Source organism: Streptomyces gamaensis (genome assembly GCF_042656465.1).
Lineage (GTDB): Bacteria > Actinomycetota > Actinomycetes > Streptomycetales > Streptomycetaceae > Streptomyces > Streptomyces gamaensis.
On sequence record NZ_JBHSPB010000019.1, the window covers coordinates 95,432 to 114,065 of the forward strand.

An 18,634-nucleotide genomic window follows, 5' to 3' on the forward strand; every position below is an offset into this window, starting at 1 on the left:
GCCGGCGCCCGCGCACGCCCACCGGGCGAGGCGTCAGACGCCCGCCGGGAGAAGGCCGTTGACCCGCTGCGGGTCACCGCAGACGACCAGCAGGGCTCCGGTGCGGGCCAGCGCCACGGGCAGTGCGGCGGTCACCGCGCCGTCCGTACCGCCGTTGACGGCGACGACCACGACGGGGCGCGAGCCGACCCGCTCCGCGGCGGCGGAGGCGGAGGCGTAGAAGACGTCGTCGCGGGCGTCGTGCTGCGCCCAGTACGCCTCCTCGCCGAAGGACCGCTCGTGCGCCTCCCACGGGTGGGGGTCGCCGGTGGTGAGCACCAGGACCTCACCGGGCGCGCGGCCGCTGTCGAGCAGCAGGTCCACGGCCTCGTCCGCGGCGTCCAGCGCGGCGGGCGCGGGCGCCGGGATGAGCTGGATCTGCGGAGGGGCGGGGTCGGCGCCGGCGAGCGGGCCGCGCCCGGGCGGGGCCGGGGCCGGACGGGCACCGGGGTTGCCGGGCCGCTGCGGGGCCGGTCGGGGGCCGGGGCCAGGAACGGGACGAGGGGTCGGCGCGGTGCGGCCGGCGGCCGCGACTGCGCGGGGACCCGGGACACTCTCGTGAATCTGAGGCTCCTCGGGGATGAGAGGCATGAGTTGATGTTTATCAAACGCCGGTGCGGTTCATGTCGGCGGGTGGCCGTTCGGACCGATCAGAAATCGAATCCGAGCTGGCCCGCGGACTCCAGCGCCACCGCTTCGGGGGCGCTGCGGGTCCGCTTGAGGTGCTGCCACCGGGGCAGCGCGTCGAGGTAGGACCAGGACAGTCGGTGGTGCGGGGTGGGCCCCAGCGCCTCCAGTGCCGCGCGGTGCACCGGTGAGGGATAGCCGGCGTTGTCGGCGAAGCCGAAGTCGGCGTGGTCGGCGCCCAGTTCGGCCATCAGGGCGTCGCGCCGCACCTTGGCGATCACGGAGGCGGCGGCGACGGCCACGCAGGACTGATCGCCCTTGATGACCGTACGGACCCGCCACGGTGCGCCGAGGTAGTCGTGCTTGCCGTCGAGGATGACGGCGTCCGGCCGTACGGGCAGCCCTTCCAGAGCGCGGGTCGCGGCCAGCCGCAACGCCGCCGTCATGCCCAGGTCGTCGATCTCCTGCGGGGAGGCGTGGCCGAGGGCGTGGGCCGTGACCCACTCCTCCAGCTCCTCCAGCAGCGCGAGCCGGCGCCTGGGGGTCAGCAGCTTGGAGTCGGTGAGCCCCGCCGGCGGGCGGCGCAGTCCGGTGACGGCCGCGCACACGGTGACCGGACCGGCCCAGGCCCCGCGGCCGACCTCGTCGACCCCGGCGACGACCTTGGCTCCGGTCGTGGCACGCAAGGAGCGCTCGACGCTGTGGGTAGGCGGTTCGTACGGCATGGCGCCAGCAAGCGTACGCCCCTGCGGGTGACGCGAGTAGCCCCGCCCCCTCACCTTTTCGTCAGGTCAGGCCGCAGCGGCCGGAAGCCAGCCCGGCAGCGTCTCGGTGTGCCGCAGCCAGCCCGCGGGCGGAGCGCCCCGTTCCGCCGCGGCGACCACCCCTCCGGCGATCGCGCAGGTGGTGTCCACGTCACCGCCCGCCTGCGCGGTCGTCCAGAAAACGGTCTCGTACGAGCCGAGACCGCGGGCGGCGGCCCACAGCGCGAACGGCACCGTGTCATGGGCGCTGGTGCGGCGGCCGCAGCCCAGTACGGCGGCCACCGTCGTCGCGTCGCCGTAGTCGAGCATGTCGCGGGCGCGGCGGAGTCCGGCCTGCACGGCGCTGCGCGGCACGAGGGCGATCACCGCGTCCAGGAGCGCTTCCGGCGTGACGGCCGCGGGGCCCGCGGCGACGGCCGCCGCCGCGGCCACGGCCATGGCCCCGGCGACCGCCTCACGGTGCTGGTGGGTGGGGTAGGCGGAGATCTCGGCCTGGTGCGTGGCCTGTTCGGGGTCGTCGGCGTACCAGGCGCCGAGCGGGGCGATGCGCATGGCGGCGCCGTTGCCCCAGGAGCCCTGGCCGTTGAAGAGGGCCGCGGCCAGCTCCCGCCAGTCGCCGCCTTCCCTGATCAGACGCAGCACGCGGCCCACGGCAGGGCCGTATCCGCGGTCGAAGTCGTGGTGCTCGGCGAAGGAGCGCGCGAGCGCGTCCTGGTCGATGCGTCCGTGCTCGGCGAGCACGGCCACGACGGAGCAGGCCATCTCGGTGTCGTCGGTCCACTGCCAGGGGCCCGGCGGCAGTTCCCGGCGCCGCAGTGCCGGGTAGTGGGCGGGGACGAAGAACTGGGAACCGAGGGCGTCGCCCACGGACAGCCCGCGCAGGCTCCGGAGGGCGCGGTGGAATCGGTCAGCGGTCATCGCAGCGAACTCTACTAACCGGTGAACCCGTAGGGTTCCGGGGTGCACCAGCGCTCGAAGGGCCGGTCGAGGTGGTACTTGCCGTCGGCGCCGAGCAGCAGCGCGCGGGTCTCCCCGTTGCTCGGGTTGGACAGGCACTCGAACTCGGCGACGGTCCAGTGCAGCCAGCGCATGCAGAACAGCCTCATGGTCAGACCGTGCGTGACGAGCAGGACGTTCGGGGGGTGGTCGGGCTGCTCGAAGCTGCGCCACAGGCTCTCCAGGAACGCCCCGACGCGGTCGTAGACGTCGGCCCCGGACTCGCCCTGGGCGAAGCGGTAGAAGAAGTGACCGTAGGCGTCCCGGTAGGCCTTCTGGCGGCGGACGTCGGCGGGGTCCTGCCAGTTCCCCCAGTCCTGCTCGCGCAGCCGGGGCTCCTCGCGGACCCGGACCCGGCCGGGATCGAGTCCCAGGGCCTGGAAGGTCTGGTGGGTGCGGCGGTAGGGGGAGACGTAGGCGGACACCCTCTCGTCGCCGAAGAGCCCGCGCAGCTGCGCCCCGGCCTCCCGGGCCTGTTTGCGGCCCGTCTCGGTGAGGCTCAGCGCGTGGTCGGGCTCCCGCTCGTAGACGGTGTCGTCGACATTGCCCACCGACTCTCCGTGCCGGAGGAGGACGATGCGTCGGGGCCGTGGCATGACGCCACCCTAGATCGGGCGTCGGGCGGCCGCGCGCGTCACCCCAGGGTAAACGGGCCGGCCCGTACACGTCCCGTTCGCGGCAGAGCCCGGTGGCCCGCAGCCGCTCGGCGGGCCGGTGCACGGGGATCTCCTGCCCCGGATACCCCGTGCGGCCGTTGCGGGTGACGGTCCCGGCGTCAGGTACGGTCAAGGCCCGTCCCCGGCGCCGTTGGGGCCGTGGACCAGCAGGCGCTCCCCGGCGCGCAGCCGCAGGCCGTCGACGTCGAGCCGGCTCCCCGGGCGGACCCTGTCGAGCTGCACCGAGCGGTTCGCGCGCTGCGAGATCCTCACCGCGCGAGCCGGTCGACGCGGCCACCGCGGACCAGGCCGCCGACACGGCGCTCGCGGCGGCACACGCCGGGGCCTGCGTCATCCGCGTCCGACGCCGCCGCACCGACGACGGGCGACTTCCGGTCACACCGTCCAGGACGGTTCGAGGGCGACGATGTCGCCCCCGACCGCGGCGACATCGGCCTCCGTCTGCGCCCGCAGCGCGAGTCTCTCCACGCGCTCCGTGCGGTACTTGCCGTGCTCCGCCCCGGAGTTCCACATCGACAGCACCAGGAACTCCCGGCCGGGTGCCTCGCCGAACAGTCCGCGGAGCATCCCGGGCGATCCCGCCATGGCCGGGTTCCACACCTTCTCCTGCATGAGCGTGAAGTGCTCCACCCGCTCCTCGCGCACCCGGCAGTGGGCGACCCGGACCACGTCGGCGTCCGAGAACTGCGGCCGGAACCCCACTTTTACGTCACACCGGTGCTCGAAGAGGCGCACCTGGACGTCCTTGAACGTGCCTGCCTGTGCCGTCGCCAGCCGGTCGTGCGAACGTGCCATGAAGGAGTCGTAGAGCATCCGGCTCTCCCAGAAGCCGAACAGGTGCGCCACGTCCGGGCGCGACCGGCTCCAGCCCCCGCCCTGTCCCCGGAACCCCGGCTCGCCCAGCAGCCCCGCCCACTTCCGCTGTCCCCGCTCGAAGCCGCGACGGTCCACCACGGTGCAGCGAATCCACTTGACCAGCACCGCGCCATCGTAGAGGCCACGAAGGGACGCGGAATCACGTACCGGACGAGTACACCCTGGCGAGGGTCGCGGCCTCCGCCCCGGTGAGCTCGATACGGAACTCCCGCGCCAGCAGCCCGGCCAACTCCCCGACAGGCACCTCGCGTTGAGTGACCGAACCGTCCGGACGGGCGGCCGACAGGACCGGGCCGAGCAGGCTCCGCCGCAGTTCGGGCCCGGTCTGCTGGACCACCGCGCGGGAGACGAACGGCGAGTGCGGGTGGGTGGAGACGTAATGGTTCAGCACGGTGTAGTCGACCGGAAAACGCTCCTCCGGGCCGAAGGCGTACAGGTCGAACCAGCCGTCCGGATGCAGGGAGCGCAGCACGTGCACGTCCTGCCCCTCGCGCGCCAGCCCGAACGTCCACTCCCCCTGCCGTGCCCGTGCCCCGTCCTCCAGGGGCAGCGGCTCCAGCAGTCCCTCGCCGCCGAACCCGACATCGCACAGCCACACCCCGTCGTCGGCCGCGACCTTCAGCGCCATGTGCGTGGCCGGGCGCAGGGTGTCACCGCCCATACGGATCCGGGCCCCCAGTCCCGTCACCCGGAAACCGACGCGCTCCAGCACCGCGGCGAACAGCAGGTTCTGTTCGTAGCAGTAGCCGCCGCGGCGCCGCGCCACCATCTTGTCCTGGAGCGCCTTGATCCCCAGCAGCACCGGACGGCCCAGGAGGATCTCCAGGTTCTCGAACGGGAACGCGGCCATGTGCCGTTGGTGCAGTGCCGTGAGCGTGGCCAGGTCCGCCCGGACCCCGCCGCCCCGCCCGGCCACCCCGATGCGCGCCAGATAGGCGCCCAGGTCCACCTCGTTGCCGCCCCACGTGCTCGTGCTCATCGCGAAGTTCCCTCCCCTTCTGCCGGACCGACCGGACGAAGAGGGCGCCGACCTGTGGTCGGCGCCCTCTCGGTGCTCAGCGGCTACGACCGCTCACGCGGTGCGGATCGCCGGATATCAGCTGCAGCCGCTCGTCGAGCCGCAGCCCTCGCACAGGTAGCAGCTGCCCGCGCGGCGCATCTTCGTGCCGCAGGAGAAGCACAGCGGCGCGTCGGCGTTCAGGCCGAGCTGCATCTCCACGAGCTCCGTGGAGTTGTGGGCCTGCTTGGGGGCCGGAGCGGTGGTACGCGCGGCCGGGGCCTCGGTCTTCGGGGGCTCGATCCGGCGCGGGGCGGACTGGGCCAGGCCCTCGACGTCGACCTCCTCGTCGATCGGCTCGTAGGAGCCGGTGTCCAGGTGCCGCTGACGCTCCTCGGCGGAGTGGATGCCGAGCGCCGAGCGGGTCTCGAACGGCAGGAAGTCCAGTGCGAGGCGGCGGAAGATGTAGTCGACGATCGACTGTGCCATCCGCACGTCCGGGTCGTCCGTCATGCCGGCCGGCTCGAAGCGCATGTTGGTGAACTTCGAGACGTACGTCTCCAGGGGGACGCCGTACTGCAGACCGACGGAGACGGCGATGGAGAAGGCGTCCATCATGCCCGCGAGGGTCGAACCCTGCTTGGACATCTTGAGGAAGACCTCACCTAGGCCGTCGTCCGGGTAGGAGTTGGCGGTCATGTACCCCTCGGCACCGCCCACCGTGAAGGAGGTGGTGATGCCCGGGCGGCCCTTGGGCAGGCGCTTGCGGACCGGGCGGTACTCGACGACCTTCTCCGCGGCGGGCGCCTCGGCGGCGTCCTGCTTCGCCTCGTCCTTCTTCTTCGCCGACAGCGGCTGGCCGACCTTGCAGTTGTCGCGGTAGATCGCGAGAGCCTTCAGGCCGAGCTTCCAGCCCTCGAAGTAGACCTCCTCGACCTCCTCGACCGTGGCCGTCTCCGGCAGGTTGACGGTCTTGGAGATCGCGCCGGAGAGGAACGGCTGGGTGGCGGCCATCATGCGCACGTGGCCCATGGCGGAGATGGCGCGCTCGCCCATGGCGCAGTCGAAGACCTCGTAGTGCTCGGCCTTCAGGCCCGGGGCGTCGATGACGTTGCCGTGCTCGGCGATGTGGGCGACGACCGCCTCGATCTGCTCCGGCTGGTAGCCCAGACGCTTGAGCGCCTTGGGCACCGTGTTGTTGACGATCTGCATCGAGCCGCCGCCGACGAGCTTCTTGAACTTGACCAGGGCCAGGTCCGGCTCGATACCGGTGGTGTCGCAGTCCATCATCAGGCCGATGGTGCCGGTGGGGGCGAGCACCGAGGCCTGCGCGTTGCGGAAGCCGTTCTTCTCGCCGAGGCGCAGCACGTCCTGCCAGGCCTCGGTCGCCGCGGCCCACACCGGGGTGTCCAGGTCGTCCATGCGCCGGGCGGCCGCGTTCGCGTCGGAGTGCTGCTTCATGACGCGCTGGTGGGCGTCCGCGTTGCGGGCGTAGCCCTCGTACGGGCCGACGACGGCGGCCAGTTCGGCGGAGCGGCGGTAGGAGGTACCGGTCATCAGGGAGGTGATGGCGCCGGCGAGCGCGCGGCCACCCTCGCTGTCGTAGGCGTGACCGGTGGCCATCAGCAGGGCGCCGAGGTTGGCGTAGCCGATGCCCAGCTGGCGGAAGGCGCGGGTGGTCTCGCCGATCTTCTCGGTCGGGAAGTCGGCGAAGCAGATGGAGATGTCCATCGCCGTGATGACCAGTTCCACGACCTTGGCGAAGCGCTCGGCGTCGAACGACTGGTGGCCGGCGTCGTCGTCGCGGAGGAACTTCATGAGGTTCAGCGAGGCCAGGTTGCACGAGGAGTTGTCCAGGTGCATGTACTCGCTGCACGGGTTGGACGCGGTGATGCGGCCCGTCTCCGGCGAGGTGTGCCAGTGGTTGATGGTGTCGTCGTACTGGATGCCGGGGTCGGCGCAGGCCCAGGCGGCCTCGGCCATCTTGCGGAAGAGGCCCTTGGCGTCGACCTCCTCGATGACCTCGCCGGTCAGGCGGGCACGCAGGCCGAACTTCGAACCGGTCTCGACGGCCTTCATGAACTCGTCGTTGACGCGGACGGAGTTGTTGGCGTTCTGGTACTGGACGGAGGTGATGTCGTCGCCGCCCAGGTCCATGTCGAAGCCGGCGTCGCGCAGCGCGCGGACCTTCTCCTCCTCCTTCACCTTGGTGTCGATGAAGGCCTCGACGTCCGGGTGGTCGACGTCGAGCACGACCATCTTGGCCGCGCGGCGCGTGGCACCGCCCGACTTGATCGTTCCTGCGGACGCGTCGGCGCCGCGCATGAAGGAGACGGGACCGGAGGCGTTGCCGCCGGAGGACAGCAGCTCCTTGGAGGAGCGGATGCGGGAGAGGTTCAGGCCGGCGCCGGAGCCGCCCTTGAAGATCATCCCCTCTTCCTTGTACCAGTCGAGGATCGACTCCATGGAGTCGTCGACGGAGAGGATGAAGCAGGCGGAGACCTGCTGCGGCTGCTTGGTGCCGACGTTGAACCACACCGGCGAGTTGAAGCTGAAGACCTGGTGCAGCAGGGCGTAGGCCAGCTCGTGCTCGAAGATCTCGGCGTCGGCCGGGGAGGCGAAGTAGCCGTGCTTCTCGCCGGCGGCGCGGTAGGTGCCCACGACGCGGTCGATGAGCTGCTTGAGGCCGGACTCGCGCTCGGGCGAACCGACGGCGCCGCGGAAGTACTTGCTCGTGACAATGTTGACCGCGTTCACCGACCAGAAGTCGGGGAACTCGACGCCGCGCTGCTCGAAGTTGATCGAGCCGTCGCGCCAGTTGGTCATGACGACGTCACGACGCTCCCAGGTCACCTCGTCGTACGGGTGCACGCCGGGAGTCGTGTGGATGCGCTCGATACGCAGCCCCTTGCCGCCCTTGTTCCCCTTGGAGCGGGAACCTCGTGCCGGGCCGCTCGTCGTCTCTGTCATGCCGCCTCCCTCTACGGGCAAAACGCCCTGATGCGCCTAAATCTTCCGTGACGCGATGTCTGTCGTTCACCCGGCGCGCACCCCGCGCACCGGGCAGGTCTGTGATGTACGGCCGCTACTCGGCGGCCGTGGCGGGCGCGGGGGCCCCGGAGTCCTCGGCGCGACTCCCGGCGGACGCGTGTCCGCCCTCGGCGCGGTGGACCTCCTCACGCAGCTCCGCGACGGCGGCCTCGAAGTCCTCCAGCGAGTCGAACGCCTGGTACACGGACGCGAACCGCAGATACGCGACGAGATCCAGCTCCCGGAGCGGGCCGAGTATGGCCAGGCCCACGTCGTGCGTGGAGAGTTCGGCGCTGCCGGTCGCGCGCACGGCCTCCTCGACCCGCTGGCCGAGCTGGGCCAGGGCGTCCTCGGAGACCGGGCGCCCCTGGCACGCCTTGCGCACACCGGAGATGACCTTGGTGCGGCTGAAGGGCTCGGTGACCCCGCTGCGCTTGATCACCATCAGTGAAGCGGTCTCGACGGTCGTGAACCGGCGGGAGCAGTCGGGGCACTGGCGACGCCGTCGGATCGAGCAGCCGTCGTCAGTGGTCCGACTGTCGACCACGCGGCTGTCGGGGTGCCTGCAGAAGGGGCAGTGCATGGCTCTCCACCCTCCTCACCCTCATTCGGACTGTGCACGATCTTCGGCCTCGGCCAGGCCCTCACAGGGCCCCGCGAAGCAGCCCCAAGCATAGGCGATGACCGGGCCCCGGATTGACCGCCAGGGGCCGACGACCACAACCTGTGGGAGGCCGTCGCCATCAAACCACTAGATCTGGTACCGGTCGGCCAAGCGCGCCGGACGCGTGTCGCGTTGCCCGGGACGGGGCACGAGCCTACGTGAGCCGCCCCGGCCGCCGTCCCAGGGGTCAGCCGGTGGCACACTGGGCCCCGGCGCCCCGCTGCGGGAGCGCCGCGCGGGACCGCACCCCGGCCGGCCGGAAGAAGTCCGTCGGCGACAGCCGGAGAGGCCGGTTCGCACTACCACTTGCCCCGACCGGGAAGCCTTTTCGGGCTTCGCCGCGCTTCGCACGAAGCGTACCGTAATAGACCGAATTGATCTTCAGCCGTACACCCTCAACCCTGATCGCGTCAGCCGTTCCCCGATATTTCACTCGAACGTGTGTTTGGCGCAACCTTTCGAAAGCAACTACCGTTGTCCAGCTGGGGAGAACATTTCGAGAGGGGCCGACGTGACTACCACCGCAGACAGCGCCACCATCACCGCCCAGGACCGCTCCCAGAACCGACTCGACCAGACACACCCCATGAATGACGCAGCCACGAACGCCGAGGGGCCCAAGCCCGCTCGCGCGCTGCCCGGGCGACCTCCGGGAATCCGGGCGGACAGCTCCGGGCTCACCGACCGGCAGCGCCGCGTGATCGAAGTGATCCGCGACTCCGTGCAGCGCCGCGGATACCCACCGTCCATGCGGGAGATCGGCCAGGCCGTGGGGCTGTCGAGCACGTCCTCGGTGGCCCATCAGCTCATGGCGCTGGAGCGCAAGGGGTTCCTGCGCCGGGACCCGCACCGGCCCCGGGCGTACGAGGTGCGCGGCTCGGACCAGCCCACCTCCCAGCCCACCGACACCACCGGCAAGCCCGCCGCCTCGTACGTGCCGCTGGTCGGCCGGATCGCGGCCGGCGGCCCGATCCTGGCCGAGGAGTCGGTCGAGGACGTCTTCCCGCTCCCGCGCCAACTGGTCGGTGACGGCGAGCTGTTCGTGCTGCGCGTGGTCGGGGACTCCATGGTCGAGGCCGCGATCTGCGACGGCGACTGGGTGACGGTGCGCCGCCAGCCGGTCGCGGAGAACGGCGATATCGTGGCCGCGATGCTCGACGGAGAGGCGACGGTCAAGCGCTTCAAGCGCGAGGACGGGCACGTGTGGCTGCTGCCGCACAACTCCGCCTACCAGCCGATCCCCGGCGACGAGGCCACCATCCTCGGCAAGGTCGTGGCGGTGCTGCGCCGGGTCTGAGGGCGCTCCGCAGGACGGGGCCCCGGGAACCACTGCGCCGGTCCCGGGGCCCTGCGCCGACGGTCGCCGCTCCGTCGGCAGGCGGGATCCGGCAGGCGGGATTTCGAACAGGGCCTAACGCCCTTCGGCCTCCTGGGCGGCCGCGTCGATGGCGGCCAGCGACCGGCGCACCTGATTGCGGTCGGTCGTGTACCAGAAGTCGGGCATGGAGGCCCGCAGGAAGCTCCCGTAGCGGGCGGTAGCCAGCCTCGGGTCGAGGACGGCGACGACGCCGCGGTCCCCCGCGGCCCGCACGAGGCGGCCCGCGCCCTGGGCCATCAGCAGGGCCGCGTGGGTCGCGGCGACGGCCATGAAGCCATTGCCCCCGCCCTCCTCGACGGCCTTCTGCCGGGCGCTCATCAGCGGGTCGTCGGGGCGCGGGAAGGGCACCCGGTCCATGACGACGAGCTGGCAGCTCGGACCGGGCACGTCGACGCCCTGCCACAGGGACAGCGTCCCGAACAGGCAGGTGCGGGGGTCGTCGGCGAAGCGGCGGATGAGCTCGCCGAGAGTCTCCTCGCCCTGCAGCAGGATCGGCGTCTCCAGCCGCCCGCGCAGCTCCTCGGCGGCCGCCTGGGCGGCGCGCATCGAGGAGAACAGCCCCAGCGTCCGGCCGCCCGCGGCCGCGATGAGCTCGGACAGCTCGTCGAGCATGTCCGCCCGGCCGCCCTCCCGCCCGGGCTGGGCGAGATGCCGGGCCACATAGAGGATGCCCTGCTTGCGGTAGTCGAAGGGCGAGCCGACGTCGACGCCCTTCCACTGCGGCAGCTCCTCGCCGCCGGTGCCCTCGGGGGCGAGCCCGAGGGAGGCGCCGACCCCGTTGAAGTCCCCGCCGAGCTTGAGCGTCGCCGAGGTGAGCACCACGCTGCGCTCGGTGAACAGCTTCTCGCGCAGCAGGCCGGAGACCGACAGCGGGGCGACCCGCAGCGACGCCCCGCTGTGCCGGTACGCGGCTCCGCCGCGGGCATCGTGGCGCTCGTACCACACGACGTCGTACTCGGAGCCCTCCACGATGCGCTCGGCGACGGCGTGGACGTTCTCCACGGAGGCGCGGGCCTGCTTGCGGACGGCGTCCTCGTCCTGCACCGAGGCGTCGCGGGTGTTGCCGAGGGCGGTGATCACCGTGCGGGCCGCGTCGCGCAGGGCCATCAGCACGTACCGCAGGTCCTCGGGCAGCTCGGTGAGCCGGCCGGGCAGGGCGAGCTCCATCAGCCGCTCGAAGCCCTCGGCGGCGCTCTGCAGGGCGTCGGCCGCCTTCTCGTCGACGAGCTTGGCCGCGCGCCGCACCGCGCGGTTGACCTGGCCGGGGGTGAGCTCGCCGGTGGCCACGCCGGTGACCCGGGAGACCAGCTCGTGGGCCTCGTCGACGATCAGCACCTCGTGGCTCGGCAGCACCGGGGCGCCCTCGATCGCGTCGATGGCGAGGAGGGCGTGGTTGGTGACGACGACCTCGGCGAGCTTGGCGCGCTCCCGGGCCGCCTCGGCGAAGCACTCGGCCCCGTAGGCGCACTTGCTCGCGCCCAGGCACTCGCGGGAGGAGACGGAGACCTGGGACCAGGCGCGGTCGGAGACACCGGGGGTCAGGTCGTCACGGTCACCGGTCTCCGTCTCGTCGGACCAGTCGCGCAGCCGCAGCAGGTCCTGGCCGAGCCTGCTGGTGGGCGCCGCCGCCTCGAAGGGGTCGAAGAGCCCCTCCTCCTCGTCCTGCGGCACTCCCTCGTGCAGCCGGTGCAGGCACAGGTAGTTGGAGCGGCCCTTGAGCATGGCGAACTCCGGGCGGCGGCGCAGCAGCGGGCGCAGCGCCTCGACCGTGCGGGGCAGGTCGCGCTCGACGAGCTGCCGCTGCAGCGCGAGGGTCGCGGTGGCCACGACCACGCGCTCGCCGTGCGCGAGAGCGGGCACGAGATAGCCGAGCGACTTGCCGGTGCCGGTGCCCGCCTGCACGAGCAGGTGGGAGTCGCCGTCGATGGCCTCGGCGACGGCTTCGGCCATGGCGACCTGGCCGGGACGCTCGGTGCCGCCGACGGCGGCGACCGCCGCGTGCAGCAGGTCGGTGAGGGAGGGCGGAGAGGAGGCAGTCATAGCGCGTCCAGCCTAAGGGGCGGCACTGACAGCGCTCCCGCGATCCCGGAAAACCCGCGGTCCGCGGGCCACCGCCCTCCCCCGCTCGCGTCCCGTGGCACGCGTCACGGGATACGTGTCACGGGGCGCGGAGCGGATTGGGCACGGTGCCGTGGACAGCGGCGTGGGGGCGCTCGGGGCGGTCGCGGTAGCCGTCGAGGTGGAGCCGGTTGCGGTTCAGGCACAGACGGTCGATCCGGGGCGTGAGCAGGTCGAACATCTCGAAGCGTGCCTTCAGTTGCGGGAACCGCTCCTGGTACCGCAGGATCTCCGTGCGCACGAGCGCCCAGAACTCGGGCCCGGCCACGCCCAGTTGGTCCTCGCACAGCGGTGCGAGATAGCGGAAGACTCCGACGAAGAGCCCGGAGTGGATGAACTGGGTGAGGAACGCGGGCGGTTCGGTGAGCAGGACGGCGCGTACCTCGTCGGGCAGCGAGGCGTGCTCCGGCAGCGGCTCGGCGCTGATGTTGACGTCGTCGACGAAGTCCTTGACCGCGAGGCGGGCGGGGATCTCGCGGGAGTCGTAGACGACGACGGCGTTCTCGCCGTGCGGGGAGAAGACGGTGCCGTAGCGGTAGAGGAAGTGCAGCAGCGGCGGCAGCAGCGCGGCGAAGAGGTGCCGCAGCCACTGTCGTGGGGGCAGGCCGGAGCGGCGGACGAGTTCGGCGGTGAAGGAGTGCCCGTGCGCGTCAGTGTGCAGCAGGGCGGCGAGGGTGCGGGCGCGTTCACCGGGGCGGAGGGCCGGGTCGAGGGGTTCGCGCCAGATGCAGCCGAGGAGTTCCTTGTACTGGTAGGGCACGCCGGGGACCCGGTCGTAGAGAGGGTGCTCGACGGTGACGGAGGCGGTCTCCCCGAGCAGGATCACGCCCGTCTCCTCGCGGAGGAAGTCGTCGGCGTCGTGGAGGGACTGGATCCAGGAGGTGACGGCGGGCGCGGCGAGGGTGCGTTCGGTGGGCAGGCCGCGCCAGACGAGGGTGTTGAGGATGGAGAGCGGGAGTTTGACCGTACGGGCCCGGGGGCGGCTGGTGTTGAGGAAGGTGCGTACCGACTGCTGGGGCAGTCTCAGGTCGTTGTCAGTGGGCAGGGGGATGATGGTCCCGTCGGCGAGGTGGGCGGCGAAGAGGGGGGCGATGGTCTCGTCCCACTGCCAGGGGTGGACGGGGAGCCAGAGGTAGTCGCGGGGGGCGCGGCCGTGGTCGGCGACGGTGCGGGCGAAGGCGGCGCGGGTGCCGGGGGCGAGTTCGTCCGCGTAGAGGAGTTCGGGGGTGGCGAGCGCGGGGACGCCGCGGTAGCGGGCGAGGCCGCGGTGCGCGGCGAGCCAGGGCAGGCGCCGGGGAGTCCGGGCCTCGGGTGCCCAGCGGGCGGCGTCGGCGGCGGAGAAGCCGAGGCGGCCCTTGTTGGCGATGAGCCAGGGGTGGCCGGTCTGGTGGCCCTCCAGGGCCGCGTAGTCGAGCTCGGCGAGTTCGGCGACGGTCAGCGCGGTCGTGTGCAGGCGGGTGTCGGCGGAGAGGGTGGCCAGGAGTTCGCGGGCGAGGTGGCCGGTGGTGTCGCCGGAGAGGCCGAGCACGGTGTCGTGGGCGAGGGCGAGGAAGCGGAGGGGGTCCGTGGAGGGGGTGATGGAGCGGGGGTCGACGCGCCAGTGGCCGTACGCGCCGCGGCGGGCGCGGAAGCGGTAGGTCACGTCCTTCGTTAACCGCAGCCGGTAGCCGGCGGCGCCCCGGCCGGTGGACTCCCCGCCGGTGCCGTCGGGTTCGGGGGCGAGGACGCCTTCGTAGCTGAGCTCGCCGAGCATCTTGGCCAGGAGCAGGCGTGCCGAGTGGTCCCAGGCGGAGGCATCCGGGCTGCCTGGCCCCGGGGGCCGGGGCGGGGGACAGGAGGGGCGGGGTGAAGCCGAGGGCGGCACCGGCGAGGGAGAGGGCGAGGACGCAGAGGGCAAGGGGACCTCCGGTGAGGTGACGTTCCCAGTGAGGTGACGTGACGTCAGAGGGCGGTGCGCAGCGCGCGGTCGCGGATCATCAGGGCCGCGCGTTTGTCCGGCAGGTCGACTTCGGCGGTGAGCCGGAAGCCCGCGCCGAGGAAGGCGGCGACGGAGGCGGTGTTGCGCAGGTCGGGCTCGGCGACGACGCGGGCGCAGGCGGGCCGGTGGTCGAGGACGAGATCGGCGACGGCACGCAGCAGCCGGGTGCCCAGGCCCCGGCCCCGGTCGGCGACCCGGCCGATGAGGAGGTGGACGCCGGTGTCGTGCGGCCGGCAGGGGTAGTGGCGGGAGAGGGGGTCGAGGTCGGCACGGTAGATCTCCCAGTAGCTCATCGGGGCGCCGTTGAGCACGCCGAGGCAGGGGACGCTGCGGCCGTCGCCGTCGAGTTGGGCGCGCAGATGCGTTTCTGTGACGGTGTCGGGCCCGGCCAGGCCCCAGAAGGCGGCGACGGCGGGGTCGTTCATCCAGCGGGCGATCAGCGGCAGGTCGCGTTCGAGACGGACGGGAACGAGCCGGAAGGGGCCCAAGGGGGTGTCGGCGGGGCCCCAGTCGGCGAGCGCGTCGAGGAGGCCGGACGGCCGGGGGCCGGGGGCCCGGGCCGGCGGAGCGGGGCGCGGGCCGTCGGCGGCCGGGTCCTCGCAGGCGAGGAGTTCGGCGAAGTCGGCGAAGCCGTCGGGAAGTTGCAGGTCGAGGGTGTCGTCGCTGGTGAGGGGGTCGCGGGGGTCGGTGGGTGGCACGGCGGCGCTCTCCTGTCGGTGGCCCGTCCGGGCCGGGGGCCTCGCGGGCCTGTCCGGCCCGTGGGGTCGAGGGTCCCGGCCCGGACGGGCGGGGCTGTGCGCCCGTCATCCGGTGGGCGTGGCCAGGGGGTTGGGGATGGTGACGTAGACGGACTGGGTGTCGACGGGGCCGACGAGTTCGTCGAGCCCGTGCAGTCTGGTGAGGAGATTGGCCTTGCAGCGCAGGGTGGGGCGCTCCAGGAGGAGGCCGGGCAGGGCCGAGCGGGTCGCGTCCGGCCCGGACGCGACGTCCTTGAGGAAGCGGCGCAGGGCGGCGAGGAGGATCTGTTCGTCGGCGAGGCGCTGCGCGCCGAACGCCCCGATGAGACCGAGGATGTTGTTGATACCGAGGTAGTAGGCGAAGCGTTCGTCGGCGGTCGCGTCGGAGACGAAGGTGTCGCTGTCCACGCCGACGCCGGGCAGCCGCTGGTCGAGGGCCTCGCGGTGGGACTCGCGGAAGTAGTAGCCCTGGTTGTCGCGGTAGCGCCCGCCGGCGGGCCAGCCGTCGCGGTCCAGCAGGACGAGGGTGTTCTGCTGGTGGGCCTCCAGGGCGATGCCGGCCTCGCCGTCGAGCCACAGGACGGGCCGGACGACGGCTTCCAGGTAGCGCAGGAACCACTCGGCGGAGACGGCTCCGGCGGGCCGGCCGGTGCGGTGGGCGAGGCGGGCGACGAGGTCGGCGAGGCGTGAGCGGAGGGTGGATCCGGCGGGGTGGCCGGGGCCGTCGGGCCAGGGGCGCGGTGCGGCGAGCCCGGCGAGGCAGACGGCGTCGTCGCCGGGGCCGAAGGGGTTGTGCCGGATGACGGCGTCGACGCCGGGCACCGGGGTGCCCTCGGGGTCGTCGACCGCGAGCCAGGCCGGGTCGCGGACGATGTCGAAGCCGAGGCCGCCGGGGCAGGCCACGCGCCAGCTTTCGGCGAGGCCGCCGCGCAGCAGACGGTGGACCTCGACGCCGCGCCGCAGCTCCTTGCGCAGGTTCTCGCGCCGGGAGTTGGTGATGCGCAGGCCGAGGGAGAGCTTGAGCATGGCGGGCGCGCCGGGGCGCAGCACGGTGCGCACGGAGGAGGTGGGGTGCCAGGGGGCGCCGAGGGGACCGAGGTCGCGCAGCAGGCCGGCGTCCAGCAGCCGGGCCACCGCCGGGCGGGTGCGGATGTCCCGGGCCTGCCAGGGGTGCAGTGGCAGAGGGACGGTGTCCGCGGGCAGCCGCAGGTCGGGACCCGCGAGGCGGGCGGCGAGGGAGCAGGCGTCGACGGGCCGGCCGCGCTCGGTCCAGGCGGAGTCGGTGGCCAGGACGGAGCGGTGCACGGCCAGCCAGTGCAGCGGGAAGGAGCCGCGCAACTCCGGGGAGTACAGATGCATTTCGGCGTCGGAGAGGCCCTCGCGGCTCTTGGGTGTGGGGTGCAGCGGGTGGCCGAAGACGAGGGACTGCTCGGCGTGGAGGAAGAGTTCGCCGGTATCCGGGTCGGCGGGCCGGGCGCGGCGCTCCGCGAGGAAGAGGGCCGTGCGGCGGGCCGACTCCGCGACACGGCCGACGAGTTCGGCGGTGTCCGCCACGGTGGCGCGGCCGGCCCGGGCGGCACGGTGGGCGGCCTCGCGGCCCAGGAGCGCGGCGAGGGTCGCGGCGTCGACGGCGGGGGCGTCGGCGGGTCCGCAGGTCAGGGCGGGCGGGCCGAAGCGGTGCCAGCCGGCGGGCGACCAGTAGTGCACGGGGACGCGCAGCGCGGTGCCGCAGGCGGTGAGGCGGAGCCGCAGCGTGCCGTCGTCGGGGCGGGGGACGCCGGTCTCGCGGATCCAGCAGCGCAGCAGGCTCTCCACGGCGGCGGCGTCGGCGGCGGCCCGGGGGTCGGGGTGCTCCAGGGGATCGGGCGCGCCGGGCAGGCCGGGGTCGGGGGTCTCGCCGCGGCGGCAGCCCTGGCGCGGCACGGCGGAGACCACGTGCTGCGGCCGGCTGCCCGGGGCGGGCTGCTGCTCGGCGGTGGACGCTCCGGTACCGGGGACGGTGTTCATGCGGTGTGCGGCGCGGGTCACGGCGTGGGGGCCGGGGACGCGGCGCCTGCCTCCTTCGGCGTGCCGGGGGTGGACGTGGTGCGGCGGGTGCGCGCGGCCGCGGCGACCGCGTCGCAGAGCCGGTCGAGGACCGCTTCGGCCTGCTCGTCGGTGATGGTCAGGGGCGGCAGCAGGCGGACGGCCTCGCAGTGCCGGCGGCCCAGCCCCACGATGAGGCCGCGGCGCAGGCACTCCTGCTGCACGAGGGCGGCCGTGCCGGGGGCGTGCCGGCGCGCGGCTGCGCGCCCGGGGTCGGGCGCGGGGGCGGCCGGGGCCGCTCCGGGCGCCGGCTGGGCAACGGGAGCGTGCGGGGTTTCGGCTGCGCGGGGCGTGCGGAGCGCACCGGGCGCTCCTGGTGTGCGGGCCGGGCCCTCGCCGCCGCCGCTGCGGCACGTACCGCCCGGGCCCGCACGGCAGCAGGCCCCGTACGCGCCCGCGCCACCTCCGCCCGACACCGGCTCACGCACTCCCGCAGGGCAGGGCTCCGCGAACTCCACGGCGAGCATGAGCCCGAGCCCGCTGACGCCGGCGATCTGCGTGTGCTCCCCCGCCAGGCCGCGCAGCCGCGTCAGCATGCGCGCGCCCAACTCGCGGGCCCGCTCGGCGAGTCGGTTGCGCCGGACGTGGCGCAGGGTCGCGGCACCGGCGGCCATCGCCAGCTGATTGCCCTGGTACGGGAAGACGCCCGGGGAGTCGCACCCGGCGTCGAGACCACTGCGGTGGACGAGGCAGGCGAGCGGGAGGCCGCCGCCGACGGCCCCGGAGAGCACCATGACATCGGGCACGGTCCCGCTGTGCCCGACGGCCCACAGCGCGCCCGTGCGCCCGACCCCCGTGCGGGTCTCGTCGGCGACCAGCGGGACGGCCCCGGCGGCCGCGGCCTCGCGCAGCCGCCGCATCCGGGCGGCCGGCACCGGGAGCACCGCGCCCTCGCCCGGCACCGGTTCGACGAGCACGCCGGCCGGGCGCACGCCCGTACTCCCCCGCGCCGCGTCCCAGGGCCCGTCGACGGCCGGCAGGCCTTCCCGGCCGGTGGCCGCGCGCACCAGGCGGGCGGCGGCCTGCAGCGCGTCGGCGCGGGCCGGGCCGCAGAACCGGATCCGGGCCGAGCCCGCCAACTCCCCGGGCAGCGTGGCGAGGAGCTCCCTCGCGAAGGCGTCGCGCACCGGCGTGGCGAGGTCCGGCACGTGCAGCGGAGCCCCCGAGTCAAGGACGGAGCGCATCGCCTCCAGCACGACCGGGTGATTGTGCCCGAGCGCCAACGCCCCGGCGGCGGCGAAACAGTCGAGATAGCGCCGCCCGTCGGCGCCCTCGACCGTCAGTCCGCGGGCGCGCACCGGCACCACGGGCAGGGCCTCGCCGTGCGCCGCCCCCTCCCCCGCCTGCCGCCTGCGCGGGACGGCGCCGGCCGCGGACCGCGTCACCGGCGCGGGCCCGTGCCCGGCCACGACGCCCGGCCCTCCCGCGCGGACGCCCGCCTGCTGCCTGGTGTGTGTCATCGGCACGTCTCCCCCGTACGTACCAACGACGCCGCGAGCGGCGGGCCACGGCCCCGCGCAAGATCCTTCGCCGGAACCGGGTGACGGGCGTCACCCGTCTCCCCTGTGCATCGGCATAGTGTGACCACACCGCCCGGCCAGGGCGGTGCATGACAAGTTCATACGGTGCACGCGCGAAGCCGGCACACGTTCAACTTCCGGACCGATC

The 18,634-nt window shown here is 73.5% G+C and carries 15 protein-coding genes; 1 reads left to right on the top strand and 14 read right to left on the bottom strand.

All coding sequences use genetic code 11. From position 1 onward, the window contains the following. Positions 1–33: 33 nt before the first annotated feature. The 9 genes from ACFP1Z_RS26275 to nrdR all read right to left on the bottom strand — a co-directional run bounded on the left by ACFP1Z_RS26275 (position 34) and on the right by nrdR (position 8,589). Positions 34–630, bottom strand: coding sequence for a hypothetical protein (locus tag ACFP1Z_RS26275; protein WP_390320033.1), 597 nt, complete (start codon positions 628–630; stop codon positions 34–36). Positions 631–689: 59 nt separating this feature from the next. Beyond that, complete coding sequence (locus ACFP1Z_RS26280) at positions 690–1,391, bottom strand: ribonuclease HII (protein WP_390320034.1); 702 nt, start codon at positions 1,389–1,391, stop codon at positions 690–692. 66 nt (positions 1,392–1,457) lie between these two features. Beyond that, a complete protein-coding gene (locus tag ACFP1Z_RS26285) occupies positions 1,458–2,348 on the bottom strand; it encodes an ADP-ribosylglycohydrolase family protein (protein WP_390320035.1) in 891 nt (296 codons plus the stop codon). A gap of 14 nt (positions 2,349–2,362) precedes the next feature. Beyond that, a complete protein-coding gene (locus ACFP1Z_RS26290; protein WP_390320036.1) occupies positions 2,363–3,022 on the bottom strand; it encodes a histidine phosphatase family protein in 660 nt (219 codons plus the stop codon). A gap of 189 nt (positions 3,023–3,211) precedes the next feature. Next, positions 3,212–3,355: a hypothetical protein gene (locus ACFP1Z_RS26295; protein ID WP_390320037.1), complete on the bottom strand. Its 144-nt coding sequence runs from the start codon at positions 3,353–3,355 to the stop codon at positions 3,212–3,214. 123 nt (positions 3,356–3,478) lie between these two features. Further along, positions 3,479–4,084, bottom strand: coding sequence for a YdbC family protein (locus tag ACFP1Z_RS26300; protein WP_390320039.1), 606 nt, complete (start codon positions 4,082–4,084; stop codon positions 3,479–3,481). A 34-nt stretch (positions 4,085–4,118) separates the two neighbouring features. Further along, positions 4,119–4,958, bottom strand: a complete 840-nt coding sequence (locus ACFP1Z_RS26305) for an arylamine N-acetyltransferase family protein (protein WP_390320040.1) — start codon at positions 4,956–4,958, stop codon at positions 4,119–4,121. Positions 4,959–5,075: 117 nt separating this feature from the next. Beyond that, positions 5,076–7,946, bottom strand: coding sequence for a vitamin B12-dependent ribonucleotide reductase (locus ACFP1Z_RS26310; RefSeq protein ID WP_390320041.1), 2,871 nt, complete (start codon positions 7,944–7,946; stop codon positions 5,076–5,078). A gap of 115 nt (positions 7,947–8,061) precedes the next feature. After that, a complete protein-coding gene (gene nrdR / locus ACFP1Z_RS26315) occupies positions 8,062–8,589 on the bottom strand; it encodes a transcriptional regulator NrdR (protein ID WP_390320043.1) in 528 nt (175 codons plus the stop codon). A gap of 592 nt (positions 8,590–9,181) precedes the next feature. On the opposite strand from nrdR, the gene lexA reads away from it, so the two are divergent. After that, complete coding sequence (lexA, locus tag ACFP1Z_RS26320) at positions 9,182–9,967, top strand: transcriptional repressor LexA (protein ID WP_390320045.1); 786 nt, start codon at positions 9,182–9,184, stop codon at positions 9,965–9,967. Positions 9,968–10,081: 114 nt separating this feature from the next. On the opposite strand, the gene ACFP1Z_RS26325 is transcribed toward lexA, so the two are convergent. The 5 genes from ACFP1Z_RS26325 to ACFP1Z_RS26345 form a co-directional block, all read right to left on the bottom strand. Further along, complete coding sequence (locus ACFP1Z_RS26325; protein ID WP_390320046.1) at positions 10,082–12,088, bottom strand: ATP-dependent DNA helicase; 2,007 nt, start codon at positions 12,086–12,088, stop codon at positions 10,082–10,084. 118 nt (positions 12,089–12,206) lie between these two features. Continuing rightward, the gene (locus tag ACFP1Z_RS26330; protein ID WP_390320047.1) at positions 12,207–13,919 is read right to left on the bottom strand and encodes an IucA/IucC family protein; all 1,713 of its coding nucleotides are present in this window, start codon (positions 13,917–13,919) and stop codon (positions 12,207–12,209) included. A gap of 188 nt (positions 13,920–14,107) precedes the next feature. Continuing rightward, positions 14,108–14,842, bottom strand: a complete 735-nt coding sequence (locus ACFP1Z_RS26335; protein ID WP_390320049.1) for a GNAT family N-acetyltransferase — start codon at positions 14,840–14,842, stop codon at positions 14,108–14,110. Between the two features lie 105 nt (positions 14,843–14,947). Beyond that, positions 14,948–16,888, bottom strand: coding sequence for an IucA/IucC family protein (locus ACFP1Z_RS26340; RefSeq protein ID WP_390320051.1), 1,941 nt, complete (start codon positions 16,886–16,888; stop codon positions 14,948–14,950). A gap of 17 nt (positions 16,889–16,905) precedes the next feature. Beyond that, on the bottom strand, positions 16,906–18,426 hold the full coding sequence (locus tag ACFP1Z_RS26345; RefSeq protein ID WP_390320053.1) for an aminotransferase class III-fold pyridoxal phosphate-dependent enzyme: 1,521 nt from the start codon (positions 18,424–18,426) through the stop codon (positions 16,906–16,908). Positions 18,427–18,634 lie beyond the last annotated feature (208 nt).